11 protein-coding genes are annotated in these 12,579 nt (G+C 62.8%); 5 read left to right on the top strand and 6 right to left on the bottom strand.

Annotated elements, in window-relative coordinates; genetic code table 11:
• Positions 1-148 precede the first annotated feature (148 nt).
• Positions 149-346: a hypothetical protein gene (locus HL657_RS10565; RefSeq protein WP_317296778.1), complete on the bottom strand. Its 198-nt coding sequence runs from the start codon at positions 344-346 to the stop codon at positions 149-151.
• Positions 347-507: 161 nt separating this feature from the next.
• A complete protein-coding gene (gpmA, locus tag HL657_RS10560; RefSeq protein WP_317296777.1) occupies positions 508-1,254 on the bottom strand; it encodes a 2,3-diphosphoglycerate-dependent phosphoglycerate mutase in 747 nt (248 codons plus the stop codon).
• A 256-nt stretch (positions 1,255-1,510) separates the two neighbouring features.
• Here gpmA and HL657_RS10555 point away from each other — a divergent pair, with 256 nt between their 5' ends.
• Positions 1,511-3,079 carry an META domain-containing protein gene (locus HL657_RS10555; RefSeq protein WP_317296776.1) on the top strand — a complete coding sequence of 523 codons (1,569 nt, stop codon included), beginning with the start codon at positions 1,511-1,513 and terminating at the stop codon, positions 3,077-3,079.
• 217 nt (positions 3,080-3,296) lie between these two features.
• Entirely contained in the window at positions 3,297-4,175 is an 879-nt protein-coding gene (locus HL657_RS10550; protein WP_317296775.1) for an META domain-containing protein, read from the top strand.
• Between the two features lie 68 nt (positions 4,176-4,243).
• Here HL657_RS10550 and HL657_RS10545 read toward each other — a convergent pair whose 3' ends face one another.
• The 4 genes from HL657_RS10545 to HL657_RS10530 form a co-directional block, all read right to left on the bottom strand.
• Positions 4,244-4,669 (bottom strand): nuclear transport factor 2 family protein, encoded by a 426-nt coding sequence (locus HL657_RS10545; protein ID WP_317296774.1) that lies wholly within the window; start codon positions 4,667-4,669, stop codon positions 4,244-4,246.
• A 78-nt stretch (positions 4,670-4,747) separates the two neighbouring features.
• Positions 4,748-6,520 (bottom strand): molybdopterin-binding protein, encoded by a 1,773-nt coding sequence (locus tag HL657_RS10540; protein ID WP_317296773.1) that lies wholly within the window; start codon positions 6,518-6,520, stop codon positions 4,748-4,750.
• Between the two features lie 16 nt (positions 6,521-6,536).
• Positions 6,537-7,358, bottom strand: a complete 822-nt coding sequence (gene tsaA, locus HL657_RS10535) for a tRNA (N6-threonylcarbamoyladenosine(37)-N6)-methyltransferase TrmO (RefSeq protein WP_317296772.1) — start codon at positions 7,356-7,358, stop codon at positions 6,537-6,539.
• 57 nt (positions 7,359-7,415) lie between these two features.
• Complete coding sequence (locus HL657_RS10530) at positions 7,416-8,057, bottom strand: FmdE family protein (protein ID WP_317296771.1); 642 nt, start codon at positions 8,055-8,057, stop codon at positions 7,416-7,418.
• A gap of 321 nt (positions 8,058-8,378) precedes the next feature.
• Here HL657_RS10530 and fdhF point away from each other — a divergent pair, with 321 nt between their 5' ends.
• The 3 genes from fdhF to HL657_RS10515 all read left to right on the top strand — a co-directional run bounded on the left by fdhF (position 8,379) and on the right by HL657_RS10515 (position 12,533).
• On the top strand, positions 8,379-10,448 hold the full coding sequence (gene fdhF / locus HL657_RS10525) for a formate dehydrogenase subunit alpha (protein ID WP_317296770.1): 2,070 nt from the start codon (positions 8,379-8,381) through the stop codon (positions 10,446-10,448).
• Positions 10,449-11,687 (top strand): Coenzyme F420 hydrogenase/dehydrogenase, beta subunit C-terminal domain, encoded by a 1,239-nt coding sequence (locus HL657_RS10520; RefSeq protein ID WP_317296769.1) that lies wholly within the window; start codon positions 10,449-10,451, stop codon positions 11,685-11,687.
• Between the two features lie 381 nt (positions 11,688-12,068).
• Positions 12,069-12,533, top strand: coding sequence for a VOC family protein (locus HL657_RS10515; protein ID WP_317296768.1), 465 nt, complete (start codon positions 12,069-12,071; stop codon positions 12,531-12,533).
• Positions 12,534-12,579: the final 46 nt, after the last annotated feature.

Here is a 12,579-nt window from a genome sequence, read left to right as displayed (position 1 = left end):
GACCCCCCTCCCCTGTCCCCACCCCCCCGTGGCGATACTCAGGGAAATCCGTGTCCGGGGGTGATTGCCCACAAAGCCATCAACAGATCCCGAACCTCACAGAGTCGGGATATTCCAACACCCTGCCTCTGAGGAAACCACCCCCCGATCAGTACCTGGCAGTCAGCATATCGAGTTCTTCCCTGACCGCCCGCCGGACCATCTCCTCGATGGCGGTGTAGTCACGCCTCGCCTTCTCCTGTTTTTTGAGCATCTCTTCCATCTTCATGATCCCGACTGAGAGGTTCTTCCCGTACTGCAGGGCGACCTCCAGCGCCTCCTCGTCAACCCGGACAACCCTGGACATAAAATGATGTTCTCCTGACGGAGATTTAATTGTTACAGATTTGTTACAGGCAGGCAAAAATTGTTACAAACCTGTAACAACGGCAGGAACGGCGTTGCAGTTGTGTTACAATGAGGAAAAGGGGAGGCATTATCGGCGAAAGGCCGGGAGAATAGCCCCGGCTACCCCGTCCCCGCCTGCCGGGCGACGCCCCGGGCGGCCGCCGCGATCTCGTCCGGGTCACCGAGGTAGTAGTGCCTGACTGCCTTCAGGTCCCCGTCCAGTTCGTAGACTAAAGGATAGCCAGTGGGGATGTTCAGGCCCGCGATCTCGTCGTCCGGAACCCCGTCCAGGTGTTTGACCAGGGCCCGGAGGCTGTTTCCGTGGGCGGAGACCATGACCGGCAGACCGCGCCGGAGATCCCCGGTGATGTGGCTCTCCCAGTAGGGGAGCACACGCTTGAGCGTGTCGTGCAGGGACTCGGTCGCAGGGAGGGTCTCCGGATCGAGATCCGCGTAGCGGGGGTCGAACCGCGGGTGCCGGGGATCGTCCCACGGGAGCGGGGGTGGCTGCACGTCGTATGCCCGGCGCCAGAGGTGCACCTGATCCGCACCGTATTTCTCCGCGGTCTCCTTTTTATTCAGGCCCTGCAGGGCGCCGTAACTCTTCTCGTTCAGCCGCCACGACCGGTGTACCGGGACGTACATGAGATCGAGGTCATCCATGACGATCCAGAGTGTCCGGATCGCCCGCTTCAGGACGGAGGTGTAGGCAACGCGGAACGTATACCCACCGTCCCTGAGGAGTTCCGCCGCCTTATGAGCTTCTTTTACACCCTGCGGCGAGAGGTCCACGTCGGTCCAGCCCGTGAACCGGTTCTCCCTGTTCCAGGTGCTCTCGCCGTGCCGCAAGAGGATCAATGCTACCATTGCACTCATCTCCCGTACCCGGTATGGAACTCCCCGCCGGATAAAACCCCTGCATACGCAGGAGGTGCCCGGCGAGAGATGCCGGAATGCCGCAACACCGGAGGAACAGCCCGCCCCTCGCCGTCCGGCAGCATAGGATAACCGGACCCCGATAATCCGTATAATCGCCAGGTTTGACGAATCGACCGCGTATAGGTTAGATTTTTTTCGTAGCCTACCATTCATTTATCACTCATTCCCGCCCATATGCTGTTGTATGGCACCGAACAGAAGAAGGAACAGAAACTATATCCTCACGGCGGCATCGCTGCTCGTCATCGTCGTGGCGTGTGTCATCGCCGCGGGGTGCACGGGAGGCACGTCGACGCCGGGAACGGCCGTCGGGCTTGCCGGAACTTCCTGGTCATTGGATTCATACCTCGATGAGAACGGCACATTTGTCCCGGTTCTGTCGGGAACGGAGGTGACGGCGGCCTTCGGCCCTGACGGCAAAGTCACCGGCTCCGCCGGGTGCAACGGCTACGGCGGCGACTACAACCTCAACGACACGACCCTCTCGGTCTCCTCGCTCGTCCAGACGTTGAAACTCTGCACGGAACCCGAAGGCATCATGGACCAGGAGGCAAGGTTCATCGATCTCCTCGGCTCCGCAGCAGGCTGCCGGATCGAGAACGACCGGCTCATCATCACCGACGCGGAAGGCACCGACGTGCTCGTCTTCGTTGAGGAAGAGCCCGCAGCACTCGCCGGAACCTCCTGGACGCTCGCGAGCCTCGCCGGAGAGGACGGCACCCTGACGGCGGTTCTTGACGGCACAACCGTCACGGCGATCTTCGATGCCGACGGGAACGTCGGCGGCAGCGCCGGGTGCAACCACTACAGCGCACCCTACACCGTGGACGGCGCGGACCTCACCATCGAACCGGCCATACGGACCGAGATGTACTGCAACGAGCCGGAAGGCCTCATGGACCAGGAGGACCGTTACCTTGCGCTGCTCACTGAGGTTGCCTCCTACCGTATGGAAGACGGCCTGCTGACCCTCATGGACAGCGACGGCGTCGACCTGCTGGTCTTTGAGAGAGCCGCACAAACGCCCGACCTCCCCCTCGTCGGGACGGACTGGGTGCTTGAGGCTTACAGCACCGGTGGAGACGCGATCTCCTCGGTCGTCGCCGGCACGACGGTCACCGCGAACTTTGCCGACGGAAACGTCACCGGCAACGCCGGGTGCAACCACTACGGCGGCCAGTACAGCCTCAACGGCGCAGACCTCACGGTCTCCTCGCTCTACAGCACCCTGATGTACTGCGAGACGCCGGGGGTCATGGAGCAGGAAGCGGCGTTCATGGGCCACCTCAGAAACGTCTCCTCCTACCGGACGGAGGGCGACCGCCTGATCCTCACGGACGCGGAGGGCACCGACATCCTCTTCTTCGTGCAGGCACCGGAGGTCACGCCGGCCCCGCTCACCGGGACGGCGTGGACACTTGAGTCTTTCAGCAGCCCCGGCGGGGAGACGGTCTCCTCGGTGATCGCCGGGACCACGATCACCGCGGTCTTCGACCCTGACGGAAACGTCACCGGCAGCGCCGGGTGCAACTCCTACGGGGCCGGCTACCAGGTCGACGGCACGAACCTCACCATTGAGGCGCCGATCAGCACGAAGATGAACTGCAACGCGCCGGAAGGCGTCATGGAGCAGGAGAACCGGTACCTCAACCTCCTCACCTCGGTTGCAGGCTATCATATCGACGGAGACCGGCTCGATCTCCTCGATGAGGGCGGAAAGACCCTGCTCTCGTACAGCGCGGACCGGCCCTGATCCGTTCCCGCTCCAGGCGGCCGGAGAGGTCGACCCCCACCCCCTTTTTCCTTTTTATCGCACTCTGAGCCCGATCTCTCCCGCCGGCGAAGGCTCGGGGCCACAGAACAGGATCGACGCCTCATCCTTTCGTGCACCGGGAAGAGGGCGATCGAGAGAATTACGGTGGAAATGAGTTACTATTTCTTCTCTCGCCTCCTATGCCTACCCGAAAGAGATGGGAAGAGAGGGACAGAACATACTCGCCAAGACTGCATTCCTGATCATCGTGGCGGCGTGCATCGTCTCGGTCACCTGGACCGGCGGTGCGGACACGTCCCCCGATGAGACCGGCCGGGTCGCCGAACCGCTTGCGGGGACCGCATGGGACCTGGTCGCGTTTCGTGCCGATAACGGCTCCGTCGTCGCACCCCTGCACGGGACGGCACCGCTCATCGTCTTCGGCGAGAGCGGCACGCTCACGGGGTCTGCCGGGTGCAACCTCTACTCCGCCCCCTACCGGATCAACGACTCCACCATCGCAGTGGAACCGGTCGTCGCCACCGCGGCCTACCCTGCGGAGGAGCAGGAACTCGTTCAGCAGGAGAGCCGCTACCGGGATCTCCTCGTGGCGGCCGCCTCCTACCGGGTCGAGGGCGACCGGCTGACGATCTCCGGACCGTCCGGACGGGAGCTGCTCGTCTTTGCGCGGGCAGAGCAGCCCGAGAGCGTGCCGCTGCTCTCGACCGAATGGCGGCTGACCCATTACACCACCGGCAGCGGCAGCACCGTCGCATCACCGGTCCCCGGTACCAGCATCACTCTGGTCTTCGACGACGACGGCACGCTCTCGGGGTCCGCCGGGTGCAACGCCTACTCCGCCCCCTACCGGGTCAACGAGACGGGGATTAGCGTGGAGCGGGTCATCGCGACGAAAGCCTCCTGCGCCGAGCCCGCCGGTATCATGGAGCAGGAGGGGACGTATCTCGACCTCCTCCGGTCGGCGGCGGGCTACCGGATCGTCGGGGATACGCTCGCGGTCATCGACGGCAACGGCAGGGCGATTCTCTTTTATACGGCGCGGTGGGCCGAAGGGCCGGAGCGGGAGAAGCCGTAGGCTTCGAGGCAGAGAATTGAGGGAGGCTCTGCCGGGACATGCTCTTTTTGCGGGCTCAAAAAAATGAGTTACGTCGGATACGACCGCCCTTCATCCTGCCCCTCTGCCGGAAATGAGTAATGCACCTGGGCAAAGACCCACGCGTGGCCCGTTCCCCGGAGCACCGCCGTCATCCGCCCATTCAGGGTCTCTCCGACGCCGTCGACGACAAAGTGGTAGGCCATATCGGCCATCACCCAGGCGACCGTCCCCTCGGCGGCGATACGGACGTCGGAGAGATCGAGCGCGATGGTTTCCGCCTGCGCAACGTCGCGCTCGAGGTGCCGGCGGTAGGCATCCCTCCCGATCGCCTTCTCATCTGCGCCGGTCCCGAAACCCTGAAAATCGGGGTCCGTGAGCGCCATTATGGCGTCGACATCCTTCCTTGCCGTAGCCTCCGTCATCCGCCGGAGCACCGCCATGATCTGCTCCTGTGTCTGCTCGCTGACTCGCATGAGGAGTGGTCATGCCGGAAAAAGATATTCGTTTCGAGCAGGTGCGGCGGTTCAGGCCGAAAAGACGTCGGGCGCGTCTCAGTCCTCCGGTTCCCTCCCAACCGCCCGGAGGTACGCGCGGAACTCCGGCGACCGTGCGGCCAGGATAAGGGCCGCAACACCCTCGTCCGCGGCAAGTTCCTCCCTTACCACCAGATCGCACGACTCATGGCCGATCGGCGTGAACCGGAGCCCCGCCTCCCGCGCCTCATGGGCCGAACAGACCCGGGCATCCGCGGGCTCGCCGGATTGAGCGGTCTCGATCCCCTCCCGGTCAAGCCACGCATCGAGGAGGAACTGCGCCGCCGCACTCTTCGGGCGGTTGGCGACCCGGAGCGACGCAAGGCTCCCGGCATCGAGAGGATCGGCCGACGCGATCCCCAGCTCCGTCCGGGCAACCGGCACCCGCAGGAGATCCACGTCGGGCAGGTACCGGAGCACCTGATCGCTCCATGCCGCCTCAGTCTCCGGGATAACAATCGAAGCAGCGTGGCAGGTGTTCGCCCGCAGGGCCAGCACCGCGCCCATCGCCGAGGCGTTGCAGCAGTGGATCAGGTAGCCGGTCTCCGAAAGGCAGTTGCCGAGTTCACCGAGGACGGGATCGCGCCGGCCGACGCAGACAAGCGTCCGGGCGATGGAGGCGGGCGGGACGGTGAGCCGGACGCGGACCTCCTCACCCCCCTCGATTCCCTCCCGCTCGGCGGGGATGTGGAGGTAGCCGTTCGCCCGGACGACCGCCATCTGGATGCCGCTGCCCCGGGGATGAGGTGTTGCCCAGCAGGTGCCGTTCACCCGCCCGACCGAGACCGGGACGAACTCATCGAACCCGAGATCGGATGCCAGCCTTCGCGACAGCCTGACATCCAACTCCCCTCCCGGGAGCGGCGAGAGCCCCCACCACGAGAGAAGGTTCCCGGCAACCTCGCGAAGAATGGTCTGTGCGGCGACGGGATACCCGGGCATCCCGAGGACAGGTTTGCCGTCGACGTTCGCGAGCAGCACCGGTTTGCCCGGCCTGACCGCGATGCCGTGGAAGATGATCTCCCCTATCTCGCCGACGACGTCCCGGGAGAAGTCACGGGTGCCGGCCGACGAACCCGCCGAGAGGATGACGATATCGTTCTCACCAACGGCCTTCTCCACCGCCTTCCGGATCAGGTCCGGGTCGTCGGGAACGATTTCGTAACGGCGGCAGGTCGCGCCAACCCCGGTGAGGTACGCCTCCGCCATGAGGGTGTTCGTCTCGATCGTCTGGCCGGGTCCGGGCGCCGTACCGAGCGGCACGAGGTCGCTCCCCGTCGGGACGATCCCGACCCGGACCGACCGCACGCTCACCCGGTCTATCCCGTAGGTCGCGAGCGCACCGATATCGAACGGCCGGATGCGGTGGCCTTTCGGGAGGACGATTTCACCCGCCCGGACATCCTCGCCGGCACGGCGGATGTGCTGCCCGAACGCAGCGGACTTCCGGATCCGGGGGATGCCGCCTTCATCCCAGGTGTCCTCTATCATGACGACCGCGTCAAACGGCGGGGGAAACACCTCACCGGTATTGATGCGGGCATACTCAAGAAGAGGCAGCGGCCGCTGGTCCTGCGCTCCACGGGTTTCACAACTCTTCACCGCGTAACCGTCGAACTTCGCGATGTCGACCGGGGGGACGGAACACTCCGCATACAGCGGTTCGGCCGTCACCCTGCCGACAGCCTCGCGTAGCGGCACGGTCTCGGCATGGTCCAGGGAAGGGAACGCCTGCCGCATGGCAGCGAGCGCTTCCGGGAGCGGGGTAAGGTTCAGGTATCGGCGTGGCATACTACTCCAACGACAATCATTTCTCTATCAATTGCACCGGAGAGCGAACCCTGCAATCGAAGAGCGAAGCCTCCTCGGCCGCAAAGATTGCATCGACGCTCTCCGGGACGGCCCCAAGATAGAAGACCGCCTCCTTCCCGGGACCGGAAAAGACGTACCGGGTCCCTCCCTGGCATCGCAGCCGGCGGTTTCCCGGGCGCGCACCGGTGATCCCGATGAGCGCGTCGGTGATGCAGGGATCGCCGCCGAGCGTGACCGAGACCTGCGGCACCGCGAGGTCGCGCTCGAGGACGCGCGCCGCCGCCTCCGCGACCCGCACCGCGACCGCCACGCCCGGACAGAGTTCCCCGTGATAGTTCACGGCCTCGCGGATGAGGCCAGCCCGGTACTCACCGGGGCTCATCTTCCGGATCTTATCCGTCCGGTCGTGGCCAGTCGCGGAGAAGACGCAGTCCCAGCCCGTCTGGTAGGGCTTGAGGTCGATCACCGGCGTCCCGTCGATCAGGTCCACGTTTTCGAGCAGAAGGAACCGCCCGTCCCGCACGCCGCGCAGCCGGACCACCGAGATAGAGAGGGGGTTCGGCCGCACCGGCGAGCGAAGGGAGAAGACGCCCTTCTCGGGGAGGTCGTCCGAGACCTTCCGGGCGACCGCTTTCAGGACGTCCCGGTCAGCCTCGTGCATCCAGCAGACGAGGATCAGGTGCGAGTTCTCCTCGACGCCGGCGAGGGCTCCGGCGTAGTCCAAAAAGATCTCGATCTCGGCGTCGACGCCCTGGACCGGCATATCGGTGCGGCAATGGATGCTCGAATGCACGAGCCCGATGGGGGAGAGTTCCATGCGGTGCCTTCTAACTCGATAGGATTTATGCCTCCCCCGTGGGGGGAGGTGATCTCCTCAGTAGGCTACCTTCTCGTAGTAGGACTGCGACCGGCAGTCGGCGCAGGCCCCGTCGACGAGCATATGGCTGGGCACCATCTCGCCGCAGATGGAACAGATCGCGGATTTCCACGGCCATTTCTGGGGCACTTTTACCCGCACCCGCTCGAAGGAGAGGATGTCGCGTCCTGCATCGATCAGTTCGTCGATCAGCGTGATACCCCGGGTTCTCGGGTCGAAGAGCGCGTCTTTCGTGAACCAGAGGGCGAACGTCGGATACCGCTCGATCTTATCGCCGTCGACGAAGACCCGGATCCCGTTCACGTACGGGGCGTCTGCCGGTCCGTTCATGGTGATAGCGAACTTTCCGATCGGGATCACCCGGAGGCGGTTGTTGCCGATCGTGCAGTGGGCGACCACCTGCAGGGCGTCGGGCAGGCACTTCTTGCTCTCGCAGACGGCATAGATCTTCTCACCCCGGGGGAAGTCCAGAAGTTCCATGGCGTAGTCCACCATGAAGACCCCGACCAGGAGCCCGGGGGCTGCGAAGGTATGAAAGTCGATACATCGTTTGAAGTCCTCGATCAACTCCGGAGAGGAACCTCTTGACGTGAGCCGGGCCTCAATGTCTTCCCATGTGTGATTCAGTCTCGGTTGCACGGAAGAATAGTTGGTCAAGGTTAGTTGTAAATATTTTGGCTAAGTAAACCAAATTTAATTTACATTATCGGGATAAATACGCCCTATTGCCGGCATGAGATCGTATAATCGCATAATAGGGGCGAACATGGCGACTAATGTGTATGCAAGGGATTGCGGGTTTTATATAGATCAATTATACATCCTAACATAATGGAAAGTGTTAACTCAATAAGTTTAAATTTATATACTACCAGGTAGAGTAAACCTATTGTGAGTATGTCCGTCCTTTCACGACATGCTTGGCAATCGACGTTGAATGCAACCATCGGGAGAATGTGAATGACAGAAACCAATGGAAAGTTACGCTACGTTCCCACGACCTGCCCGTACTGCGGCGTAGGGTGCGGGCTCAACCTCGTGGTGAACGACGGTAAACTCGTCGGTGTTGAACCCCTGAAGAGGACCCCGGTAAACGAGGGAAAACTCTGCCCCAAGGGAGCCACCTGCTGGGAGTTTGTACAGAGCCCCGACCGGCTGACAAAGCCGCTCATCAAGAAGAACGGTGAGTTTGTCGAGGCTAGCTGGGACGAGGCCTACGACCTGATCGCCTCGAAGTTCAAGGAAACCTACGAGAAATACGGGCCGAAGTCCCTCGGATTCCAGGTCTCGTGCCGGACCCCGAACGAAGAGTGCTACATCATGCAGAAACTCGCGCGGGTGGCCTTCAAGACCAACAACATCGACAACTGCGCGCGTATCTGCCACGGCCCGTCCGTCGCCGGGCTCTCGCTCTCGTTCGGCTCCGGTGCCGCGACGAACCCCTTCGAGGATGTCCTGAACGCCGACGTCATCTTCCTGATCGGGTCGAACCCCATTGAGGCGCACCCGCTTGCCGGGCGCCGGATCGTCCAGGCCAAGAAGGCGGGCAAGAAGATCATCGTCTGCGACCCGCGTTACACCCCCACGGCGCGCCTGGCCGATGAGTGGGTCCGTTACAACCCCTCGACGAACATCGCCCTGATCAACTCGATCATGTACTGGATCATCCAGCAGGACCTCCACGACAAGGAGTTCATCGAGAAGCGGACGACGGGATTCGAGGACCTGAAGAAGACCGTGGAGAACTACGCGGACGTCGAGTCGATCACCGGCGTTCCCACCGAGAGGATCAAGGAGATCGCCCGGATTTACGCCAGCGCCAAGAACGCGGTGGTCATCTACTGCCTCGGGATCACGGAGCTCACGACCGGCACGGACAACGTCCGGTCGCTCGGTAACCTCTCGATGCTCACCGGCAACGTGGGCAGGCCGGGAACCGGCGTCAACCCGCTCCGTGGCCAGAACAACGTCCAGGGCGCCTGCGACATGGGTGCGTACCCGAACGTCTTCTCCGGCTACCAGAAGTGCGAGGACGACGCCACCCGCAAGCGCATGGAGGAACTCTGGGGCGTCACCGGGCTTGAAAGCGAGTACGGCGTGACCCTGACGGAGCAGATCACCCAGTGCGGCGACCCGATCAAGGCGATGTACATCTTCGCGTTAAACCCGGTCGTCTCCTACCCCGACTCGAACCACGTCATGCGATCGCTCGAGAAACTCGACTTCCTGGTCGTGCAGGACATCTTCATGACCGAGACGGCGAAGTACGCCGACGTGATCCTGCCCGGCGCATCCTTCGCCGAGAAGGACGGAACGTTCACCAGCGGCGAGCGGCGCATCAACCGTGTAAGGAAGGCCGTGGAGCCCCCGGGCGACGCTAAGGAAGACTGGCAGATCTTCGTCGATCTCGCCCACAAGCTCGGGCTCAAGGGATTCGACTTCAATTCGCCCGAGGACATCTGGGACGACATGCGGCGGGTCACCCCGTCGATGGCCGGCGCCTCCTACGCAAGGATGGAGAAGCCTGAGTCCGTGCACTGGCCCTGCCCCACTGAGGACCACCCCGGGACGCCCATCCTGCACCGCGAGAAGTTCTCGTCCGCCGACGGCCTCGGCCACTTCTTCGGCATCGAGCACCGGCCGCCTGCGGAGGTCGCCGACGCCGAGTATCCGTTCACCCTGATGACCGGACGTCTGCTCTTCCACTACCACACCAGGACCCAGACCGGCCGGGCGAAGATTCTCCACCAGGAGGTGCCCGAAGCCTACGTGCAGATCAACGAAGAGGATGCTGCACGGCTCAAGATCCAGAGCGGGGAGAAGATCCGGCTCCGGGGCAGGCGCGGGCAGGCAGAGGCTCTTGCCAGGGTGACCGATGAGGTCGCGCCCGGGGTGCTGATGATGACGATGCACTTCGGTGGTGCAGGGTCCGTGAACCAGCTGACGAACACTGCTCTCGACCCGCTCTCCAAGATGCCGGAGTTGAAGCACAGTGCGGTTGCCGTCGAGAAGATCACGGGGGTGCAGTAAATGGCAGGAAAAGGAGATATGGTATACGCCTGGACGACGAGCCCCGAGATCGCGAAGGTCGCGGAGTGCGGCGGCGCGGTGACCGGGCTTCTCAAGTATGCCCTGGAGAACGATATTGTCGACGCCGTTCTGGCAGTCAAGAAGGGCGTGGACCTCTACGATGCGGTCCCCACGATCATCACCGACCCCGCCGAGATCGGACAGACGGCAGGTTCGCTCCACTGCGGAACGCTCCTGCTCTCGAAGCTGGTCAAGAAGTACCTCGACGGCGCCGAGAACATGCGCCTCGGTGTGACGGTGAAGGGTTGCGACGCGATGGGCCTGTACGAGCTTGCGAAGCGCAACCAGGTCAACCTGGACAACATCCTCATGATCGGCGTCAACTGTGGCGGTTCGGTCAGCCCCGTGACCGCCCGGAAGATGATCGCCGACAAGTTCGGCATCGACCCGAACGACGTCGTCAAGGAAGAGATCGACAAGGGCCAGTTCATCATCGTGACTGAGGACGGCCAGCACAAGGGCATCTCGATGGACGAGCTCGAGGACGAGGGCTACGGCCGCCGCAGCAACTGCCGCCGTTGCAAGATGAAGATCCCGCGCCAGGCGGACCTCGCCTGCGGCAACTGGGGCGTCATCGGTGACAAGGCCGGCAAGGCCACGTTCGTTGAGGTCTGCTCCGAGAAGGGTGCAAACCTCCTCAACGCGGCTGTCAAGGCCGGGGCGATCGCCACCGAGCCCGCGAACCCGAAGGGGATCGAGATCCGCGGCAAGGTCGAGAACGCGATGCTGAAACTCGGCGACAAGTGGCGGGCCCGCTACTTCGAGAACCTCGGCGAAGGAAAGGAGCGCCTCCAGAAGATGATGGAGGATTCGAGCCGGTGCACCAAGTGCTACGCCTGCATCGAGAACTGCCCGATCTGCTACTGTGTCGAGTGCAGCACGAAGAAGCCCTACCTGGTGCCGCCGGGCGTGCTCCCCGTGCCGTTCATGTTCCACCTGATCCGCTACGCCCACGTGGCGGACTCCTGTGTCAACTGCGGCCAGTGCGAGGAGAACTGCCCGATGGAGATCGCGAACTCGCTCTACATGCACGCCCTGCAGGTGGACATGGAGAAGATGTTCGGCCACGTCCCGGGTGTGGACATGGAGCTCCCGGTGCTTGCGCTCGTTGAAGAGCAGGCCGAACGCCAGCGGCTCTTTGAGACCGGCAGCGACCAGATCTTCGACGTGTTCAAATAAGCGACTGGCCGAAGGAACGGATCTCGAGAGAATTGTGCAGCAATTTTCGAGCGACGTTCCGAAAAGCCATCAAACTCCGTAGAACCGGAGTCCGAGCACAACGTTACGCCCGGCCGTTTCCGGCCGGGCATGTAACGATCACTGAACAACCATCTTGAGTTCCATAACTACCTCACCTGTGCCCGTGCCGGGGTGCAAAAAGGTGTATCTGGCAATACCCGGTGGCGGGGAGAATTCCCCTGTCATCTCTTCACGCCGTCGGACAGCCGTTAAACCTCTTTTCTGGCGTTTTCCGGAACACTTCAGCGGAGCGGTTTCGCACAACGGGAATAGCGAGGATCGGAAGGCTGAACTGCTGCAATACCCTATGGGATGATCGATATGAGGTTCATATGCCCGCTTATTGTCGTCCGTGACATAGGGGTCTCCAGGGCGTTTTACGAAGAGGTGCTGGGCCAGAACGTAGTCTACGATCTCGGCGAGAACGTGATCTTCGAGGGCGGTTTCGCGATACACCTCCGCTCGCACTTCTCGGATCTCATCGGCGTCGCCGAGAACGATATTGTCCAGGGTTCGAACAACGCCGAACTCTACTTCGAGGAGGAGGACCTGGATGCCTTTCTTGAACGACTCAAAGGAATGGACTCCGTGAAACTCGTGCATGGACTCGTCGAGCAACCCTGGGGGCAGCGGGCCATCCGGCTCTACGACCCCGATATGCACATCATTGAGATCGGCGAACCCATGGAGAGCGTGGTAAGGAGGTTCCTCGGCATGGGGCTCTCGGTTGAAGAGACCGCACGGCGCACCTCGATGCCCGAGGAGTTCGTCCGGCAGTGTTCATGAAAGGTGCGCCGGGGACGGCCACCGGTATCGTCTAGTCCTCTCCCGT

Origin of the sequence: Methanoculleus nereidis (genome assembly GCF_032944295.1) — an archaeon.
GTDB lineage: Archaea > Halobacteriota > Methanomicrobia > Methanomicrobiales > Methanoculleaceae > Methanoculleus > Methanoculleus nereidis.
The sequence above is the reverse complement of the archived record's forward strand: the minus strand, read 5'-3'. Positions and strand labels throughout refer to the sequence as shown.